The following is a 19626-nucleotide window of genomic DNA, read 5'->3' as shown; positions in this document are numbered from 1 at the left end:
CCCTGACCGGGTTCTCCGGCGGTTACGCCGGGGGAGCGGGAGCCGGGGCGGGCTGTGCCGCCTCGGCAGGCAGCGGGCCCTCCTCGGGAACGAAGAACGAACCGACGGTCGGCAGCACATAGCAGGTCGCGCTGGTGTAGTCGACGGTGCCGAAGATCGATGCCACGACGGTGCCCGCGCCCGTCGCGACCACCTTGTTCAGCGCGGGGTAGCCGTCTTCCGTGAGCCCGTCGAGGGGCAGGATGCCGCTGCCGCCGGTGCTGGTGTTGATCCACGCGACGTTCAGTCCCGACGACCTCACGACACCGGGATAGGCGGAGAGGGCCTGGAAGCTGATCTCGTGTGCCTTCACCTCGGCGGTCGGCCCGGTGGTGCCCGACGCCAGCGTCAGCGTGACCGGGGCGACGGTGCCGCATCCCACGGTCGGTGCGGTGTAGAAGAACGGTGTGTTCTCGCCCGCGACGTCACGCAGCACGGTCGACGTGGCCAGCGCCTCGACCGCGGCCTTCTCCTCGGGCTTGTCGGCCTGGGTGCGGAGTTCGGCGAGTCCGGGGACGTCGGGGGTGGCCGGGTCTGCCGCTGCCGTGCCCGCGAGGCCGAAAGCCGCGATACCGACCGTTGCCACCGCGATCGTGCGTCGCATCACGCTCATACCGTCCACCTGAACTCCTCATTGTCTCGTCCGGGCAGCTCTGCAGCGCCGCCCGAGCGGAGAATTTACCCGACAGCGGGGAAACAGTCAGGACCAGCTGCCGCCGCCGGCCAGCGTATCGGCCCGCGCGCCGTCGAGGGACTGCCGGATCACGTCGGCGTGACCGGCGTGCCGGGCGAGTTCCTCGATCTGGTGCAGCAGCATGTAGCGGACTGTGAACACGACGCCCGACGTCATCCACTGCGCCACGTCGGCGGGCAGGTCGACGTCGCGGTCCAGGTCGGTTTCGGCGGCGACCGCGGCCTCGGTGGCGCGCTGGGCCGCGTCGAAGCGGGCGAGGAGGACGTCGACGGTCTCGTCGTCGGCGACGTTCCATGCCGCCATCCACGCGGCCACCGGATCGTCGCCGCCACCGCGCGGGGTTCCGGTGATGCGCGCGGTCATCGCCTCTTCGCCGTCGATGACGTGTTTGAGGACGGACGCCAGACTCATCTCGCTGGCGCTGGGCACGCTGCGGACCTGCTCCTCGGTCAGTCCGGACACCGCGTTGCGGAACGCGGTGCGCTGGTTGTCCAGCATGAGGAGCAGGAGTCCGCGCTCGTCGGAAATGAGGGCCGGGGTGCTGGGTGTCTCGTTCATGCATTCAGTGTGGCGCGGATAGCGGACACCTACTGTCCTCGATCGGGGAGTTGCCGGGATCTTCGGCGGGCCGGGTGTCCGGCTGGGCGCGTTCCCAGCGGCGCGGGCGGACCCGCCCTACGATCGACACAAGTGTCCGTGAACGTCCCTGTTCCTGTGATCGAGTCGCAAGCCGAGGTGCTTATGCCCCTGGAAGATTCGTCGTCCGCCCACGCCGACCCGTCGCGTGAGGGTGCCGTCCCGCCGGAGCACGACCTGGAAGGCCACATCATCGAGGCCCGGTCCGAGGACTTCTTCCACGCCAGAGAACTGCAGGTCGACAACGAGTGGTTCAAGACCGCGGTGTTCTACGAGGTTCTGGTCCGCGCGTTCTTCGACTCCTCGGGCGACGGAACGGGCGATCTCCGGGGGCTGACGTCGAAACTCGACTACCTGTCCTGGCTCGGCGTGGACTGTCTGTGGCTGCCGCCGTTCTACGACTCACCGCTCCGCGACGGCGGCTACGACATCCGCGACTTCCGCGCCGTGCTGCCGGAGTTCGGGACGGTCGAGGACTTCGTCCAGCTCTTCGACCAGGCGCACCGCCGCGGGATCAGGGTCATCACCGACCTGGTCATGAACCACACGTCCGACACGCACGCCTGGTTCCAGGAGTCGCGCAACGACCCCGACGGCCCGTACGGCGACTTCTACGTCTGGTCCGACGGCGACGAAGGGTATCCGGACGCGCGCATCATCTTCGTCGACACGGAGACATCCAACTGGACGTGGGATCCGGTGCGCAAGCAGTACTACTGGCACCGCTTCTTCTCCCATCAGCCGGATCTGAACTACGACAATCCCGACGTCCAGGACGCGATGATCGACGTGCTGCGGTTCTGGCTGGACCTCGGAATCGACGGTTTCCGGCTGGACGCGGTGCCCTACCTGTTCGAGCGGGACGGCACCAACTGCGAGAACCTGCCCGAGACCCACGCCTTCCTCAAGCGGTGCAGGGCCGTCATGGACGCCGAGTACCCGGGGCGGGCGCTGCTCGCCGAAGCCAACCAGTGGCCGTCGGACGTCGTCGAGTACTTCGGGGAGCCGGACGTCGGGGACGAATGCCACATGGCGTTCCACTTCCCGCTGATGCCGCGCATCTTCATGGCGGTGCGGCGGCAGAACCGTTTTCCGATCTCCGAGATCCTCGCGCAGACCCCGCCGATTCCGAGTTCGTGCCAATGGGGAATCTTCCTCCGGAACCACGACGAGTTGACGCTCGAAATGGTGTCGGACGAGGAGCGTGACTACATGTATTCCGAATACGCCCAGGACCCGCGGATGAAGGCGAACATCGGCATCCGGCGACGCCTCGCGCCCCTGCTCGAGAACGACCGCAACCAGCTGGAGCTGTTCACCGCGTTGCTGCTGAGCCTGCCGGGTTCGCCCGTCCTCTACTACGGTGACGAGATCGGCATGGGCGACAACATCTGGCTCGGCGACCGGGACTCGGTGCGGACGCCGATGCAGTGGACGCCCGACCGAAACGCCGGATTCTCCCGCGCCGACCCGGCGCGAATGTACCTGCCGGTCATCATGGATCCCACGTACGGCTATCAGTCGGTGAACGTCGAGGCGCAGATGAACTCGACCAACTCGTTGCTGCACTGGACCCGCAGGCTGATCCAGGTCCGTAAACAGCACCCGGCGTTCGGGACGGCCTCGTTCACGGAACTCGGCAGCGCGAACCCGGCCGTCCTGTCGTATGTACGGGAGACCCCGCCGAGCGAGGACCGCCCGTACAGTGACGTCATCCTGTGCGTCAACAACCTGTCCCGGTTCCCGCAGGCGGTGATACTGGACCTCACACAGTTCTCCGGCCGAATCCCCGTGGAGCTCACCGGCTCCGTTCCCTTTCCCACGATCGGGGACGACGGGTACATGATCACGCTGCCCGGTCACGGTTTCTTCTGGTTCGCGCTGCAACCGGATCCCAAATCCGATGGCGCGGTGAGCGGACATCCGGTCAGCAGTGAAGCGGAACAGGCGGTGCAGCAGTGAACGAACCCACCAGTGGACGCATTCCCGACGAGACCCTCGAGCGGCAACTCGTCCGGTGGCTGCCGGACCGGCGGTGGTTCGCCGCGAAGGGCAACACCATCTCGGCGGTGCGGATCCTGCTCCGCCACGAGCTGACGTCGGTCTTCGGGTTCTCCGCCGAGCACCTGCTGGTGTCGGTGGAGTTCGAAGCGGGCCCGGCGCAGGTGTACCAGGTGCCGCTCGGGTTCCGCAGTCATCTTCCCGAGGAGCTCGAACCGTGGGCGTTGCCGGACGGCGAGGGCAACGCCATGATCGCGTACGACGGACTGCACGACGCCGAGGTCATCACCCTGTACGCGGACCTGCTGGCCGAGGCGCAGAGTTCCGGGCCGGTGCAGTTGAAGACCGTGCCGGGCACGGTGATCGAGCCGGGACTGCGTGGGCGGACGCTCGGCGCGGAGCAGTCGAACACGTCGGTGGTGCTGGGGGAGAAGCTGCTGATGAAGATCTTCCGCCTGGTCACCCCGGGGGTGAATCCCGATGTGGAACTCCATCTGGCGCTCGCGGGCGCGGGCAGTGAATACGTGGCCACGCTGCGGGCGTGGATGGAGACGGAGGTGGCCGGGATTCTGACCACGCTCGCGATGGTGCAGGACTTCGAGGCCAACTCGGCGGACGGGTGGAGCATGGCGCTCGGCAGCGTCCGCGACCTCCTGATCGAGGCGGATCTCCACGCCGCGGAGTTGGGGACGGACTTCGCCGGTGAGTCCCATCGCATGGGCGCCGCCGTCGCCGAGGTGCACGCGACGCTGGCGGGTGCGCTGGGTGCGGAGGAGCGGCAGGTCGCGTCGACGACGGTGGAGGCGATGACCCGGAGGCTGGACGCCGCCACCGGGATCGTTCCGGAACTGGGGGAGGTGGCCGCCGCGGTGCGGGACAAGTTCGCCGAGGCGGAAGCGCTGGGTGCCACCGCCGTCCAGCGGATTCACGGGGACCTGCATCTCGGTCAGGTGCTGCGGACACCGGAGCGGTGGCTGCTCATCGACTTCGAGGGGGAGCCCGCCAAGACGCTCGACGAGCGCCGGGAACGGGACAGTCCGTTGCGGGACGTCGCGGGAATGCTGCGGTCCTTCGACTACGCCGCCCACCACCTGCTGGCCGATTCGGTGCCGATGGGGGCGATGGGGGCGGCGTCGCAGCGGGACTTCCGGGCGAGGGAGTGGGCCCAGCGCAACGCCGACGCCTTCTGCGAGGGTTATGCCTCGGTGTCGGGCACCGATCCACGCGAGGCGGCGGCGTTGCTCCGGGCCTACGAACTCGACAAGGCGGTGTACGAGACGGTGTACGAGGCGAGAAACCGCCCGAAGTGGATCGGCTTGCCCCTCTCCGCGATTCGCAGACTCACCGCAGCACCTCGGTGAGCGCCGGGGACGAGACCGTGCCCGTGTCGAACTGAGTGCGGTACAGCTCTTCGTACCGGCCGCCCGCGGCGAGCAGTTCGGAGTGCGTGCCGCGTTCGACGATGCGGCCGGCCTCGACCACGAGGATCAGATCGGCCGCGCGCACGGTCGACAACCGGTGGGCGATCACCACCGCCGTGCGGCCGGTGAGGGCCTCGCCCAGCGCCTCCTGCACGGCGGCCTCGGACGTGGAGTCCAGGTGCGCCGTCGCTTCGTCGAGGATGACCACCCGCGGATGCGCCAGCAGCAGGCGGGCGATGGTCAGCCGCTGCCGTTCGCCGCCGGACAGCCGGTAGCCGCGTTCACCGACCACCGTGTCGAGGCCGTCGGGAAGGGCGGCGACGAGGTCGGTGAGCCGCGCCCGGTCCAGGACCTCGGCGAGTTCCGCCGGTGTGGCGCCGGGACGGGCGAGCAGGAGGTTGGCCCGCACGGTCTCGTGGAAGAGGTGCCCGTCCTGGGTCACCATTCCGACGGTGGCCCGCACGGAGTCGGCGGTCAGGTCCCGCACGTCGATCCCGCCGAGTTTCACCGAGCCCGCGTCCGCGTCGTAGAGCCGGGGAACCAGTTGGGCGATGGTGGACTTGCCGGCCCCGGACGATCCCACCAGGGCGACCATCTGCCCGGGTTCGGCGCGGAACGACAGTCGGTGCAGCACTTCGACGCCGCCACGGGTGTCGAGGGTCGCGACCTCTTCGAGCGACGCCAGCGACACCTTGTCGGCCGAGGGATACGCGAACTCCACGGAGTCGAACTCCACCGACACCGGGCCCTCGGGCACCGCGACGGCGTCGGGCTTCTCCGCGATCAGCGGCTTCAGGTCGAGGACCTCGAAGACGCGCTCGAAGCTCACCAGCGCGCTCATCACGTCCATGCGTGCGCTGGCCAGTGCGGTGAGGGGCGAGTACAGGCGGGTGAGCAGCATCGCCATCGCGACGACCGCTCCCGCGTCGAGTTGTCCGCGCAGTGCGTAGAACCCGCCGAGCCCGTAGACGAGGGCCAGCGCGAGCGCCGAGACGAGGGTGAGCGCGGTGACGAACACCGACTGCAGCATGGCGGTGCGGACGCCGATGTTCCGCACTCGCCGCGCACGGACCGCGAATTCGGCGGACTCCTCGGAGGGGCGGCCGAACAGTTTGACGAGGGTGGCGCCCGGCGCCGAGAACCGCTCCGTCATCTGCGTGCTCATCACCGAGTTGTGGTTGGCCGCCTCACGATTGAGTTGTGCGAGCCGCGCGCCCATCGTGCGGGCGGGCAGGACGAAGATCGGCAGCAGCAGCAGTGCGCACAGCGTGATCTGCCAGGAGATCCCGATCATCACGATCAGCGTGATGCCGAGCGTGACCAGGTTGGACACCACACCCGACAGGGTGTCGCTGAACGCGCGCTGCGCACCGATCACGTCGTTGTTGAGGCGGCTGACCAGCGCGCCGGTGCGGGTGCGGGTGAAGAAGGCGATCGGCATCCGCTGCACGTGGTCGAACACGGCGGTGCGCAGGTCGAGGATCAGGTCCTCGCCGATGCTCGCCGACAACCACCGCGTCCACAGCGCGAGTGCGGATTCGAGGACGGCGATGACCGCGATGAGCGCCGCGAGACGCACGATCACGGACACCGCGTCGCCGCCGACGATGGCGTTGACGACGCGGCCCGCCAGCACCGGGGTGGCCACGGCCAGCGCGGCCGTGACGACGCTGAGCAGCAGGTACCACGCGAGGTTGCGGCGGTGCGGGCGGGCGAAACGGGCGATCCGCCGCAACGTCGTCCGGGAGAAGGGGCGTCGATCCTCCTGGGCGTGCATCGCGTTGTACATGGCGTTCCATGCCGTGACTTCCATGCTCATGCCGGCGGCCTCCTGTCGCTGTCCCCCCACGGTAGAGCCGGGGTATGACACGACGGTAGAACCTCAACTTTACTCGAGGTCAAGTCGCGGCCGCGGGAAGCGTCACTTAGCGACGTCGACGACCACCCGCGTCGGATCGGACAGGGTGGACACCGTGAACGGACGGCCGGGTGCGGTCACGCCGATGAACGACTGGGTGACGCCCTCGAACACGAGCGCACCGTTGACCTCGGTCACCGTGCCGCCGGGAACACCGGGCACCGGATTGGGGCCCGAGTAGCCCTCCACATCGCTGTCGAACGGGTACGCCGAGCCGTCGATCTGCACCTGCAGGATGCCGTTGCCCGCCACCGGGATCGTCTTGCCGCTGCCGTCCTGCACGGCCTGGTCCACGTATCCGACCCGCCAGCCGGGGGTGCCCTTGCCGCCGAGTTCGTACACCACGCGGTCGAATCCCTCGTGCCCGCCGACGCGGACGTCGGTGACGGTGAGCTTCGCGGACTCGGACGCCGCGGACGACTTCGGCGCCGCGTCGGTCGGGATCGGTGCCGACTCGGATTCGAGTGCGCTGCTCGTGGTGGCCGCGGCGGCAGGCGACGTCGCAGCCACACTGCTGGCGGAGTTCGACTCCGAGCATCCGGTGAGCGTCAGGGCCAGCGCGCAGGCGGCGAACGCGGCGAAGGGACCGATCCGGTGGTTGATCATGATCCGATCGTAAGCCGGGGCCGATCAGAGACGCGGGAGCCCCGGGCGTGGCGTCGCGATCGCGTCCAGGTACAGCCAGTCGCCGTCCTCACGGACGAATCGGCTGTTCTCGTGCAGCGATTCGCGGTGGCCGTCCAGTACGTAGTGGGCACGGAACTCGACGGTGCCGGTGGTGTCGAGCAGACCGCCGCCGGTCGTCCCCAGGATGTCGAGGCGGGTCCAGCGCTGCTCGGGGTCGAGATCCAGATCCGCGGGCCGCGTGCTCGGGTGCCACGTCGCGATGAGATAGTCGGCGTCCAGGACCGCGAATGCGCTGAAACGGGATCGCATCAGGCGCTCGGCCGTGGGCGCCTTCGCCTCGCCGCGGTGATACCTCCCGCAGCACTCGTCGTAGGGTTCACCGAGCAGGCAGGGGCATCGAACGGTCACGGTCCCAGTATGGACCGAGCTCACACGAGCTTGTGGGTGCGGTCCTTCCAGTACGGTGCGCGCAGTTCCCGCTTCAGGATCTTGCCGGTGGGGTTGCGCGGCAGCAGGTCGACGACGTCGACCGTCGTCGGGCACTTGAACTTCGCCAGGCGCTGACGGGTGTAGTGGATCAGTTCGTCCGGTTCGATGCTGCTTCCGGTCACCGGCACCACGACGGCCTTGACCGTCTCACCCCAGTGGTCGTCGGGCACGCCGATCACCGCCACCTCCGCCACCGCCGGGTGTTCGACGAGGACCCGTTCGATCTCCGGGGAGTACACGTTCTCGCCGCCGGTGATGATCATGTCCTTCAGCCGGTCCTCGATGAACACGAAACCGTCGGCGTCCGCGCGGCCCATGTCGCCGCTGCGCAACCACCCGTCCGCGGTGATCGCCTCCGCCGTCGCCTCGGGCTTGCCGAGATAGCCGGGCGTGCGCTGGTCCGACCGCCACCACAACTCCCCGGTCTCACCGGTGGCGACGTCCTCGGCGGTGGCCGGGTCCACGATGCGCATCTCCACACCGGGAATGGGCTGCCCCGCCGACGCCATCCTCGCCTCCTGCGCCTCGTCGCGATGCACCTCCGGCAGGAGTGCGGTGACGACCCCCGCGCACTCGGTCATTCCGTACACCTGGACGAACTCCGCGTTCGGCCAGGCGGCGAGCGCGCTGCGCAGCAACGGCAGCGGCATCGGGGCCGCGCCGTACGTGATGCGGTTCAGCGCGCCGAACGCGGCCACGGCCTGCTCGCCCGCGGCGAGCACTCCGGCGATCACCGGGGGTACGAGGAACGCGATGTTCGCACCGGCCGCGAGCGCGCCGAACAGCGACGGGGCGTCGGCCTCCCTCGTGAAATGGCAGCGGGCGCCGGCGTGCACCCCCATGATGGCGTAGCAACTCCCGCCGACGTGGAACAGCGGCATGGCGACAAGCAGACAGTCGTCGTGCCGTGCAGGCAGGATGTCGAGCACCGCGACGCTGTGCGCGATCAGGTTGCGGTGCGTCAGCTGAACACCCTTGGGCCTGCCGGTGGTTCCCGAGCTGTACAGGATCAGCGCGGTGGCGTCACCGGCCACCTCCGGCCTCGACGACAGGACGGACGCCTCGGCGAGCCACGGCTCGAACTCGTCGTGCTCCCCGCCGACGGTGATGATCTGCTCGATGCCGGTCAGCCGGTCCCGCAATGCCATGACCTGCTGGAGAAACTCGTTGCCCACGAACAGGATTCGAGCCTTGCAGTCGTTGATCACGTAGTCGAGTTCCTCGCCGGCCAGTCGCCAGTTGGGCACAGCGGCCGCCGCGCCGAGGAGGGAGGCGGCGTAGGTGACCTCGAGGCAGGACAGGTGATTCTTGTCGACGAACGCGACCGTGTCGCCCGCCCCGATTCCGCCCTCCGCCAACGCCCCCGCGACGTGCAGGATCCGGTCGTGCCACCCGGACCACGTGTACTCGGCCCCCTGGAACTGCACGGCGGCGTCGTCCGGTCGAACCTGCGCCCAGTGCGCGAGTCGGTCGAAGATGACCTCGTTCTCGGCGTCCGACATGCGCCCACCTCTCGTCTGTGACGTCAGTCACATCAGGCTAGTGGCCGGTGCTCCGATCAGTGACGTTTTGCCTCATGCGGTCGAACTGCTTCGGCTCTGCGTGCCCGCCCGCCGCAATGCCGCACTGCCGAGGGCGCCGACCACGATCAGGGTGATGCCCAGCCAGTCGGGATCGTTGTCGGTGACGAGCATCGCGATCCCCACGCCGATCACGTACGGCGGCAGGAAGTCGAACAGTTTGACGAGCGGCGGAGCCACCTCTTCCGGCTCCCCGGGTTCCCGCGGCGCCTGCGCGCTCGCCACGTCCGGGTACCACTCGGTGAACGACAGCGCGAACAGCAATGCCCCGATCGGAATGATCCAGCCCGTCCAGAAATTGTCCGGCTGATCGAGGACGAGGTCGCCGTACAGTCCGGATGCCGCCGACACCGTGAAGGACAGCGCCCACACCAGGGTGATGAGCTGGTTGACTTTCAGGAACAGAGGGGAGGTCCAATATTCCTCGGGCGTAGTCTCTTTCGCGTACGGCAGGGTGAACGGATTGCGCAGCAACAGCGAGCCGAACGCGAACGCGACGAGCGCCAGACTCGACATCTCGCCCGACCACTTCTCCAGCCACGTGATCAGGCTGTCGGAGGCGAACAGGCCGATCGCGGCGAGGCAGCCGAAATAGACGATGTCGAACACTTCCATGGGTTTGAGGCTTCCGCCGCGGCGGTGGCTGAGGAACAGGAACAGGATCGACAACCCGAGAGCGGTGGCGACCGATTCCTCGAACCGCCCGGGGCCGGACAGCAGCGACATCACGATCCACGGCGCCAGGCCGGCGAACGGTGATTGGAGGAACGCGTCGACGAAACGCGATCCTGCCCGGGGTTTGGGGGGTTCGATGGCCATGAGGGCTCTCCTTCGCACCGGCGATACCGGAATTCTCCCAGTTCGGCACTTCCGTCGTGGGCGTTTCCGGGCGGGTCGCCGTGTCCGGGATCACGTCCTCTCGGACTCGAGATCAGGGTGGTCCCTGATGGCGGGCCGCCGCGGGTGTCGACAAGATGGAGGAGTGCGCCGCGCGTGCACCGTCCCGGCCCGTCACCACGGGGCCGGACCGCTACAAGAGAATGACGAAAGGCGATCATGAGCACGCATGCCCCCGCTGTCGCTGCCCGTGCTGTCGAGCTGTCCAAGACGTACGGCACCGGCGACACCCAGGTCCACGCGCTCAGCGCGGTATCCGCGGAGTTCGCCCGTGGTGAGTTCACCGCGATCATGGGACCGTCCGGTTCCGGCAAGTCGACGCTGATGCACTGCCTGGCCGGGCTCGACGCGGCCAGTTCTGGTTCCGTCCTCATCGGCGACACCGAGTTGACGACGCTGACGGACAAGCAGATGACCCAGCTGCGACGAGACCGCATCGGCTTCGTGTTCCAGGCATTCAACCTGGTGCCGACGCTGACGGCGCTGGAGAACATCACCCTTCCGCTGGACATCGCGGGCCGCAAGCCGGACGCCGCGTGGCTCGAGAGCGTGCTGACCAAGCTCGGCCTGAAAGACCGTCTCGAGCACCGCCCCGGCGAGTTGTCCGGAGGTCAGCAGCAGCGCGTCGCGTGTGCCCGCGCCCTCGCCGGGCAGCCGGAGATCATCTTCGGTGACGAGCCCACCGGCAACCTCGACTCGAAGTCCTCCGGCGAGGTGCTGTCGATCCTGCGCGCGGCGGTGGACGAATTCCACCAGACCGTCGTCATCGTCACCCACGACCCCCGCGCGGCCGCCTACGCCGACCGGGTGGTGTTCCTCGCCGACGGCAAGATCGTCGACGAATTGCGTGAGCCGACGGCCGATTCGGTCCTCGACACGATGAAGCGACTCGACGAGCCCGCCCACGCCCTCACGTCCGACGCGGCGGTCTGACCGCATGGCGTCCACATCCGGTGCGCCGATGCGCAAGGTGTCGCTGCGCAACCTGGCGGCACACAAGGTCCGGCTGGCACTGACGGTGCTGTCCGTGGTGCTCGGCACCGCGTTCGTTGCCGGTTCCTTCGTTTTCACCGACACTCTCCAGAAGACGTTCGATTCGATCTTCGAGAACACCGCGCAGGGCGTCGATGTGCGGGTGTCGCCCGAGGAGCGCAACTCGAGCGGGGTGCCCCTCGCAGATCTCGACACCATCTCCGCTCTGGGCGGGGTGCGCGCGGTGGCCCCGGCCGTCAGCGGGCAGATCGTCCTCATCGACTCCGACGGCGCCGCCGTCCAGACGGGCGGTGCGCCGAGCATCGGGGAGTCGTACCTGCCGCCGGGTCAGGCGCTCGGTGAACCCGACGAGTACGTGCAGGGAACCCCGCCCGCGCAGGCCGGCCAGATCGCCGTCAACGCCAGCGCCGCCGAACGCGCACAACTCGCGGTCGGCGACACCGCCAAGGTCCTCGTGCCCGCCCGGGGCATGATCGACGTCACCGTCTCCGGCATCTACGACACCGGCAACGAGACCGGTGGCTTCATCGGCGCGACGTTCGTCGACTCGCAGGCCCGGGAACTGTTCACCGACGGCAAGCACGTCGAGTACATCGACGTCGCCGGGACGGGTGTGTCGCAGGGCGACCTGCGCGACGAGATCGCCGCGGCGCTCCCCGATGCGAAGGTCCAGACCGGCGACGAGGTGCGCGAGGAGACCAAGGCGCAGGTGACGGAGGCGCTGAGCTTCATCAACTACTTCCTCCTCGCGTTCGGGGCGATCGCGCTGCTCGTCGGCACGTTCATCATCTACAACACGTTCTCGATGATCGTCGCGCAGCGCCTGCGTGAACTCGCGCTGCTCCGGGCGATCGGCGCGAGCCGCAAGCAGGTGGGGCGGTCCGTCGTCTTCGAGGCCCTCGTGGTCGGTGTCATCGGCAGCGCGATCGGGATCGCCGCCGGCGTCGGTCTCGCCTACGGACTGCGGGCCCTGCTGAACGCGTTCGACGTCGGACTGCCCGAGGGGCCGCTGCAGGTGGGTCCGCGCACGATCCTCATCGCCCTCGTGGTCGGCGTCCTCGTGACGACGGTCAGCGCGTACGCCCCGGCCCGGCGCGCCTCCAAGGTGCCGCCCGTCGCGGCGATGCGCGAGGAGTTCGCGTCCACCGGTGACTCACTGCACGTGCGCACCATCGCCGGTGCCGTGCTCGGTGTCCTCGGTGCGGTGGGGCTCGTGATCGGTTCGCGGGGCACGGGTGGCGGTGCTGCCGCCGTCGTCGGTGCGGGCGCGCTCGGTCTGATCCTGGCCGTGCTGTTCGCCGCCCCAGCGTTGTCCCGGCCGATCGTCGGGGCGCTCGGAGCGGTACTGGCCAAGCCGTTCGGCCCGGTCGGGCGCCTGGCCCGCACCAACGCCGTGCGCAACCCCCGCCGCACCGCCGCCACCGCGTTCGCGCTGACACTCGGACTGATGCTCGTGTCCGTGATCGGGGTGTTCGGCGCGTCCGCGAAGGCCAGCGTCAACCAGCTCGTCGACTCGGGGGTGTCCGCCGACTACGTGCTCACCGGCCCCAACCAGATCGGCGTGCCCAGCGGCGCGGCGAGGGCGGTACGGAACCTCGACGACGTCCAGAGCGCCGCCGCCCTGCACCCGGTGTCCGTGACGGTCGACGACGAGCGGGAGCAGGGGGCGTCGCTGGACGGACCCCTCGACGGCGTTCTCGACTACAAGCTCGTCGAGGGCGGCGCCGACCTGACCGGCAACCACCTCGTCGTGTCCCAGACCACGGCCGCGCAGAAGGGCTGGACGCTGGGGACGACCGTCCCGATGACGAGCGCCGACGGAAAGGTCGTCGACGCCGAGGTCACCGGCGTCTTCGAAGACAACCAGCTGGTCGGCGACTGGCTCGTGTCGGACGAGGTGTACCGGCAGGTCATGCCGGCCGCGACCATCCCCGATCTGGCGGTGCTCATCGACGCGAAGCCGGGTGCGGACCTGACGCAGCTGCGCGCCGACCTCGAATCCGCGACCAAACAGTTCGTCGTGGTGCAGGTGCAGGACCGCGACCAGTTCAAGGGAACGCAGGGCCAGCAGATCGACACGCTCCTCGCGATCCTCTACGGACTGCTCGCACTCGCCGTCGTGATCGCGATCCTCGGCATCATCAACACGCTCGCGTTGTCGGTGGTCGAGCGCAGGCGGGAGATCGGCATGCTCCGCGCGGTCGGAATGCAGAGGTCCCAGATGCGCCGCACGATCTACCTGGAGTCCATGCTCATCGCGGTGTTCGGTGCGGCCGTCGGCGTGCTGCTCGGCATCGCGTTCGGCTGGGGCTTCGTGAGCACCCTGAAGGACCAGGGGCTCGGCCAGGTGACGGTGCCGTGGGGGCAGGTCGTCGCGATGCTCCTCGGATCCGGTGTGGTCGGTGTGTTCGCGGCGCTGTGGCCGGCGAGCCGCGCCGCCCGCACCCGCCCGCTGGAGGCCATCGCCGACCTCTGACCCGTGAGTACTTGGTAACCGCCCGCGGTTACCAAGTACTCACGGGGCGCGAAGCGCCTAATGTGTTGGCGTGCAGAAAATTGTGATCGTCGGGGCGGGTCTGTCGGGCCTGCGCACCGCGGAGGAACTCCGGCGGGCCGGATACGAGGATGACCTGATTCTTCTCGGAGGTGAACCGCACCTTCCCTACGACCGCCCGCCGCTGTCGAAGGAAGTGATGCGCGGGGAGAAGAGCGACACCACGCTCAAGCCGCGGGAGTTCTTCGACGAGAAGAACATCGACCTGCGGCTGGGGGTCGAGGCCGCCTCGGTGGACACCGAATCCCGCATCCTGAGACTCGCCGACGGCAGCGAACTCGGCTACGACGAACTCGTGATCGCCACCGGTCTCGTGCCGCGGCGGATCCCGGGACTGCCGGACCTCGCGGGCGTCCACGTTCTGCGTTCCATCGACGAGAGCCTGGCGTTGCGCGCGGACCTCGTGGAGGGCAGGCGGGCGCTGATCGTCGGGGCGGGATTCATCGGCGGCGAGCTGGCGGCGAGCATGCGGGCCGGCGGCCTCGACGTGGTGCTGGTCGAGCCGCAGCCGACGCCGCTCGCGTCCGTGCTCGGCGAGAAGATCGGGGGGCTCGTCGCCCGGCTGCACACAAACGAAGGAGTCGACCTGCGCGCCGGTGTCGGGCTCACCTCACTGGTGGGCACCGACCGCGTCACCGGGGCCGTCCTCGGTGACGGAAGCGAGGTGGACGTCGACGTCGTGGCGATCGGGGTCGGCTCGGTCCCGGTCACCGCGTGGCTGGACGGCTCGGGTGTCGAACTGGACAACGGGGTGGTGTGCGACGGCGTCGGACGCACGGCGGTCCCGCACGTGTGGGCGGTCGGCGACGTGGCCGCGTGGCAGCTGCAGGTGGGCGGCCGCAAGCGCGTCGAGCACTGGAGCAACGCCGGGGAGCAGGCGAAGATCCTCGCCGGGGCGCTGACCGGCACCGGTGACGAGAACGCCGCAGCTCAGGTGCCCTATTTCTGGAGCGATCAGTACGACATCAAGATCCAGGCCCTGGGCACGGTGGCGGCCACCGACGAGGTGCACGTGATCAAGGACGACGGCCGCAAGTTCCTCGCCTACTACGAGCGGGACGGCATCCTGGCGGGTGTCGTCGGCGGCGGGATGGCGGGCGGTGTCATGAAGATGCGCGCGAAGATCGCGGCGGGAACTCCGATCGGTGAGGTCCTCGAGGCCGCGTCGGCGTAGGAGCCGGGGCGGGGGCGCGATAGATTCTCCGGGTGATTGTTGCGCTCATCGACTCGGGTCTCGGCATGCTGCCGACGGCGGCGTGGCTGCGCAAGTTGCGACCCGAACTGGATCTGATCCTCGCTCTGGATCCGGACGGAGCCCCGTGGGGTCCCAAGCCGGAGCAGTGGGTGATCGACCGTGTTCTCGCGACCGCGCAGCGCAGCCTCGACCGCGGCGCCGAGGTGATCGTGCTGCCGTGCAACACGGCGAGCGTCACCGCACTCGACCACGTCCGGGAGTTCGTCGGACCGCAGGTTCCGGTCGTCGGGACGGTTCCGGCGATCAAGCCGGCCGCCGCCGCGTTCGCGTCGGTGGCCGTCTGGGCGACCGCGGCGACGACGGCGAGCCGGTATCAGGCCGATCTGATCGAGAAGTTCGGGAACGGCAGTGCGGTGGTGGGGGTGGCGTGCCACGGTCTCGCGGAGGCCATCGACCGGGGTGAGCGGGACGCAGCGATCGCTGCCATCGCGTCCGCCGTGGAGCGGACGCCCGGCGACGTCGGCGGGGTGGTGCTGGGCTGCACCCACTATCCGTTGATGGCCGACGAGATCGCGGCGCAGCTGCCTGCCGGGGTGCGGTTGTTCGACAGCGCCGAGGCGGTGGCGGCGCAGACGCTGCGCCGCATCGATGCGCTGAACCGGCCGAGCACGGGGGAGGGCACCGTCGAGGTGTTCCTCAGCGGCAGGCCCGGACGGCTGCCCGCGAGCGCGGAGGCGTTCCCCGCCGGTCAGCTGCTGGCCGCGGGAAGATCTCAACCGAGCTGAACCATCCCGGCCGCCACCACCCGTGCGACGTTGCCGAGTTCCTCGCCGTGCTGTCGCGGCAGGTCGTCGAGGTCGTGGAGGCGGTCGTTGCCCGCGACGGAGAACATCGCGGCCACCCACGCCGTCGCGCAGGCCCGCAGCGTCCCGGGTTGCACGGGGTACGGCGAACTGGCCTGCAGCAGTCGCTCGGTGATGTCGCTGAGGTAGTCGCGGAACCGTCTCAGGTGGGCGCGGACGTCCGGGTGGGTCTCGGCCTCGCGCCAGATGATCACCCGCATCACCGACGAGTGGTGATCGCGGAGATTCAGTGCGGCGTCGAGGTTGACGAGGCTGGCGGCGGGGTCGCCCGGAGTCACCAGGGGTCCCACGTCGCCGAAGGGTTCGGTCGGGAGTCGCTCGGACAGCAGGGCCAGGAGGATGTCGGTCTTGGAGGGGAAGTAGTAGAACACCAGTCCTTTCGGGACGTGTGCGGTAGAGGCGATCGATGCGGTGGATGTGGCATCGAATCCGTGTACGGCGATGAGGGATTCGGCGGCGTCGAGAATCAACTCCCGGGCATCGCCGTCGATCTTCGCGCTGCGCCGCCGCCTGCCTTTCCGCGGTTGGGGGCCACCGGGCTTTCCGAGATGGGGTACTGGCATGGGCCTTTCCCGACGTGAACGGCGGGGCGCAGGCCGTAAGCCTGCGCCCCGCCCGAATCGATGTTCTCGGTGCTGTGGTTCACAGATCAGTGATGTGTTGCCAGCCCTCCGTGTCCGTGCATCCGGGAACTCATCATCGGCAACCCTGTGACAGCCAAGACGACTGCCAGGACACCGACGACCCATGCGGTCCACGACGCGCCGGTGAAGGCATCGAAGTTCATCACCCACGGGGCGATGAACAACAGCACTCCGAAGACGGCCATCGCGTACTCGGCCACAGTCATCTCCGGGCGGGCCATATGGACGAGACCGGAGAGGGCCACGAGTACACCGAGGACGATGAGTGACCACATCGCGGCGTTGTTGGTGTCGAGCCACAACGGCGAGAGCGCCGCGAAGACTCCGATCACGATCGCCACCACATCTTGCATACGACTCCACGATCTCATGTCCGGCCTCCTCGAAATGGATTGTGTCCACCTCGAGTACACGCCTGATTGACCGCCCGATCAATACTATGACCGTTGCATTCGGATAACGCGAACCGCAGGTCGGAGCATGTTTTGTGATCTTCGCTCGCACTGTCGGTGACGTGTGGGACAGTGCCTTCGTGACTTCCACCGCAGACGACGTGAAGCGCGCTCTCGACGACGTGTCGGACGAGGCCGACGCCGTCGCTCTGGCACGGTTCTTCAAGACCGGTCCGGGGGAGTACGGGGAGGGCGACGTCTTCATCGGCGTGCGGGTTCCCCGGACGCGCAGCGTGGTCCGGGCGCACGCCGATCTGGACCTGCCGGAGGTGACGGTGCTGCTCGACAGCCCGGTGCACGAGCATCGCCTGGCGGGGCTGCTGGTGCTCGTCGCACAGTTCGACAGGTCGGCGAAGGCGGGCGACGACGCCCTGGGTGAGAAGATCGCGTCCTTCTATCTCGACCTGGTGATGCGGGGCCGGGTCGACAACTGGGATCTGGTGGACGCGTCCGCCGAGCGGATCCTGGGCGGGTGGTTGTTCACCCGCCCGCGGGATCTGGTGTACGAGTTGGCCGCGGACGACGACCTCTGGCGGCGCCGCGTCGCGCTGCTCACCACGTTCGGCTTCATCCGGCGGGGTGACGCGTCCACGACGCTCGAGGTCGCGGAGTCCGTCCTCGGGGATCGCCGCGATCTCACCCAGAAGGCGACGGGATGGATGCTGCGGGAGGTCGGCAAGCGGGTCGACCGCGCCCTGCTGACCGGTTTCCTCGACCGGAACGCCGCGGCGATGGGCCGCACGGCCCTGACGTACGCGTGTGAGCACCTCACGGCCGAGGAGCGCGCGGGCTACCGCGCGATGCGCTGACCGGATTCCCGCTACATTCGGTGGCATGACTGCTTCCGCGCCCACCCGCCGTCGCCGACGTGTGGGGCTGATCCTCAGCGCGGTGGTCGCGGTGATCGCCGTCGTGGCGGGAGGGGTGCTGTGGCTGGCTCCGGACCGCTACCTGCCTTGGGACACCGCCGAATTCCCGGCCGTCGACACGACCGCACTGTCACCGCAGCAGGCGCGGATCGTCGGGCTGCTCGAGGCCGAACACGGCACGCAGCGACCGGGGACGTTCTACTCCGAAGGGGTCGAAGAGCCCTGGTGCGCGGACTTCGTCAGCTGGATCATGCGGGAAGCGGGCCTGCCGCTGTCGAATCCGAATTCCGGGTACTGGCGGATCCCCGGTGTCTACACGTTGCAGGAGTACTACGAGTCGCAGTCGCGGTTCCAGGAGGTCGGCGGCGGGTACCGCCCGGCCGTCGGGGACGTGGTGCTCTACGACAACAGCAGCTGGGTCGGCCAGCACACCAACATCGTCGTCGCCGTCGACGGTGACACCGCTACGACGGTCGGCGGCAACGAGTTCGGCCGGATACGCGTGCACACGGTGGACTGGGCGAGCGACTCCGCCGTCGTCGGTTTCGGCCGACTGGGTTGAGGGGCTCAGAATTCGATCTTGAGGTGGTCGGTGACCGGCCGGGCCTGGCAGCCCAGGATGTAGCCGCTCTCGATGTCCTCGGGGTCGAGGATCTCGCTGTTCTCCATCTCGACCTTGCCTTCGAGCACGGTGCACGCGCATGACCCGCACTCGCCCTCCTGGCAGGAGTAGGGCACGTCGATTCCCTCGGCCAGCATGATGTCGACGAGGGTCTGCTTGCGGGGCCAGCTCAGGTTGTGGATCTCGCCGTCGAGTTCGACCTCCACGGTGGCGGCGTCGGCGGCCTCGTCCTCGGTGACCTCCACGACGTCGGCGTCCCGGAAGGGGTCGCCGGCCAGCGAGTTGAACACCTCGGCGTGCACCTGGGTGCGGGGCATCCCGGCGTCGGCGAGGGCCTTGTGGATGGTGTCCATGAACGGCGCAGGCCCGCACATGAATGCCTCGTGCCCGAGGTAGGGGGCGACGGCGGAGGCGAGCTGGTCGACGCCGGGCAGTCCCTGGACCGTCTCGAGCCAGTGGATGGACACGAGTCGTGACGGGTACCGGCCGGCGAGTGTGCGCAGTTCCTCCGCGAAGATGACCGACTTCTCGTCGCGGTTGGCGTAGAAGAGGACGACCTTGCCGGACCCCTCGGTGAGGGCGGACTTGAGGATCGAGATCACCGGAGTGATGCCGCTGCCCGCCGCGAACAGCAGGAAGTCGTGGTCGAGCGACTTGGGGGTGAACACTCCGGACGGGGGGAGGACCTCGAGGGTGTCGCCGACGGCGACGTTGTCGCAGAGCCAGTTGGACCCATAGCCGTCGGCCGTCCGTTTGACGGTCACCTTGGGGGCGCCGTCGGTGAACGGCGAGCTGGCCAGCGAGTAGCAGCGGGCGACCGATCCCGTGCGGTCGCTGGGGACGCGCAGGGTGAGGAACTGACCCGGCTTGTAGGCGAACCTGTCGGCGAGGTCTGCCGGGACGTCGAAGACCAGTGACCGGGAATCGGGGGTTTCCTCGACCACACCCGACACGGTGAGCACCACCGATCGTGAGCTGTGCGGCACCTCGACAGTCGTCATCGTGTGTGCAGTCCTTCCGTACTTCGCAGCGCCGGAACGCTCGCTTACCTGTCCCAAGAATAGAACAGGTTCTAGTTTTTGCCTAGCTGTCCACTCCGTGCGGAGTGGACAGCCTATCGAGTACCCACCTG

Annotated in this window: 17 protein-coding genes and 1 pseudogene; 8 read left to right on the top strand and 10 right to left on the bottom strand. The window is 68.6% G+C overall.

Features of this window, described 5'->3' with window-relative positions:
- Positions 1-22: 22 nt before the first annotated feature.
- Both CA951_RS22650 and CA951_RS22645 read right to left on the bottom strand, forming a co-directional pair.
- A complete protein-coding gene (locus CA951_RS22650; RefSeq protein ID WP_087558944.1) occupies positions 23-652 on the bottom strand; it encodes a hypothetical protein in 630 nt (209 codons plus the stop codon).
- Between the two features lie 87 nt (positions 653-739).
- Positions 740-1291, bottom strand: a complete 552-nt coding sequence (locus CA951_RS22645) for a DinB family protein (protein WP_087558943.1) — start codon at positions 1289-1291, stop codon at positions 740-742.
- 183 nt (positions 1292-1474) lie between these two features.
- Between CA951_RS22645 and treS the strand changes: the two genes are divergently transcribed.
- On the top strand, positions 1475-3331 hold the full coding sequence (treS, locus tag CA951_RS22640) for a maltose alpha-D-glucosyltransferase (RefSeq protein WP_087558998.1): 1857 nt from the start codon (positions 1475-1477) through the stop codon (positions 3329-3331).
- Positions 3328-4731, top strand: coding sequence for a phosphotransferase (locus CA951_RS22635; RefSeq protein WP_087558942.1), 1404 nt, complete (start codon positions 3328-3330; stop codon positions 4729-4731). Before treS ends, CA951_RS22635 begins: the two co-directional genes overlap by 4 nt.
- Here CA951_RS22635 and CA951_RS22630 read toward each other — a convergent pair.
- The 5 genes and pseudogenes from CA951_RS22630 to CA951_RS22610 all read right to left on the bottom strand — a co-directional run bounded on the left by CA951_RS22630 (position 4712) and on the right by CA951_RS22610 (position 10318).
- A complete protein-coding gene (locus CA951_RS22630) occupies positions 4712-6610 on the bottom strand; it encodes an ABC transporter ATP-binding protein (RefSeq protein WP_087558941.1) in 1899 nt (632 codons plus the stop codon). The two genes, CA951_RS22635 and CA951_RS22630, sit on opposite strands and share 20 nt — an antisense overlap.
- A 102-nt stretch (positions 6611-6712) precedes the next feature.
- Positions 6713-7315, bottom strand: coding sequence for a hypothetical protein (locus CA951_RS22625; protein WP_087558940.1), 603 nt, complete (start codon positions 7313-7315; stop codon positions 6713-6715).
- A 24-nt stretch (positions 7316-7339) separates the two neighbouring features.
- The gene (locus CA951_RS22620) at positions 7340-7768 is read right to left on the bottom strand and encodes a YchJ family protein (RefSeq protein WP_087558939.1); all 429 of its coding nucleotides are present in this window, start codon (positions 7766-7768) and stop codon (positions 7340-7342) included.
- Positions 7765-9327 carry a long-chain-fatty-acid--CoA ligase gene (locus CA951_RS22615; RefSeq protein ID WP_087558938.1) on the bottom strand — a complete coding sequence of 521 codons (1563 nt, stop codon included), beginning with the start codon at positions 9325-9327 and terminating at the stop codon, positions 7765-7767. Before CA951_RS22615 ends, CA951_RS22620 begins: the two co-directional genes overlap by 4 nt.
- A gap of 72 nt (positions 9328-9399) precedes the next feature.
- Positions 9400-10318: pseudogene (locus tag CA951_RS22610) on the bottom strand (hypothetical protein).
- 143 nt (positions 10319-10461) lie between these two features.
- Between CA951_RS22610 and CA951_RS22605 the strand changes: the two are divergent.
- From CA951_RS22605 to CA951_RS22590, 4 genes are all read left to right on the top strand, one after another.
- Positions 10462-11235, top strand: coding sequence for an ABC transporter ATP-binding protein (locus CA951_RS22605; RefSeq protein ID WP_087558937.1), 774 nt, complete (start codon positions 10462-10464; stop codon positions 11233-11235).
- Between the two features lie 4 nt (positions 11236-11239).
- Positions 11240-13771, top strand: coding sequence for an ABC transporter permease (locus CA951_RS22600; protein WP_087558936.1), 2532 nt, complete (start codon positions 11240-11242; stop codon positions 13769-13771).
- 70 nt (positions 13772-13841) lie between these two features.
- Positions 13842-15023: an NAD(P)/FAD-dependent oxidoreductase gene (locus CA951_RS22595; RefSeq protein WP_256974036.1), complete on the top strand. Its 1182-nt coding sequence runs from the start codon at positions 13842-13844 to the stop codon at positions 15021-15023.
- Between the two features lie 32 nt (positions 15024-15055).
- Positions 15056-15829: a glutamate racemase gene (locus tag CA951_RS22590; protein WP_087558934.1), complete on the top strand. Its 774-nt coding sequence runs from the start codon at positions 15056-15058 to the stop codon at positions 15827-15829.
- Here the strand turns inward: CA951_RS22590 and CA951_RS22585 are convergent.
- Positions 15817-16470, bottom strand: coding sequence for a TetR/AcrR family transcriptional regulator (locus tag CA951_RS22585; protein WP_087558933.1), 654 nt, complete (start codon positions 16468-16470; stop codon positions 15817-15819). The two genes, CA951_RS22590 and CA951_RS22585, sit on opposite strands and share 13 nt — an antisense overlap.
- An 86-nt stretch (positions 16471-16556) precedes the next feature.
- Complete coding sequence (locus CA951_RS22580; RefSeq protein WP_179220280.1) at positions 16557-16922, bottom strand: SPW repeat protein; 366 nt, start codon at positions 16920-16922, stop codon at positions 16557-16559.
- Between the two features lie 161 nt (positions 16923-17083).
- Between CA951_RS22580 and CA951_RS22575 the strand changes: the two genes are divergently transcribed.
- Together CA951_RS22575 and CA951_RS22570 are read left to right on the top strand one after the other, a co-directional pair.
- The gene (locus CA951_RS22575; RefSeq protein WP_373414167.1) at positions 17084-17812 is read left to right on the top strand and encodes a DNA alkylation repair protein; all 729 of its coding nucleotides are present in this window, start codon (positions 17084-17086) and stop codon (positions 17810-17812) included.
- 25 nt (positions 17813-17837) lie between these two features.
- The gene (locus tag CA951_RS22570) at positions 17838-18434 is read left to right on the top strand and encodes a CHAP domain-containing protein (RefSeq protein ID WP_087558930.1); all 597 of its coding nucleotides are present in this window, start codon (positions 17838-17840) and stop codon (positions 18432-18434) included.
- Between the two features lie 5 nt (positions 18435-18439).
- On the opposite strand, the gene CA951_RS22565 is transcribed toward CA951_RS22570, so the two are convergent.
- On the bottom strand, positions 18440-19495 hold the full coding sequence (locus tag CA951_RS22565) for a ferredoxin--NADP reductase (protein WP_087558929.1): 1056 nt from the start codon (positions 19493-19495) through the stop codon (positions 18440-18442).
- Positions 19496-19626 lie beyond the last annotated feature (131 nt).

The sequence above is a fragment of the Rhodococcus sp. NCIMB 12038 genome (assembly GCF_002165735.1).
Classification (GTDB): Bacteria; Actinomycetota; Actinomycetes; order Mycobacteriales; family Mycobacteriaceae; genus Rhodococcus_F.
The sequence above is the reverse complement of the archived record's forward strand: the minus strand, read 5'-3'. Positions and strand labels throughout refer to the sequence as shown.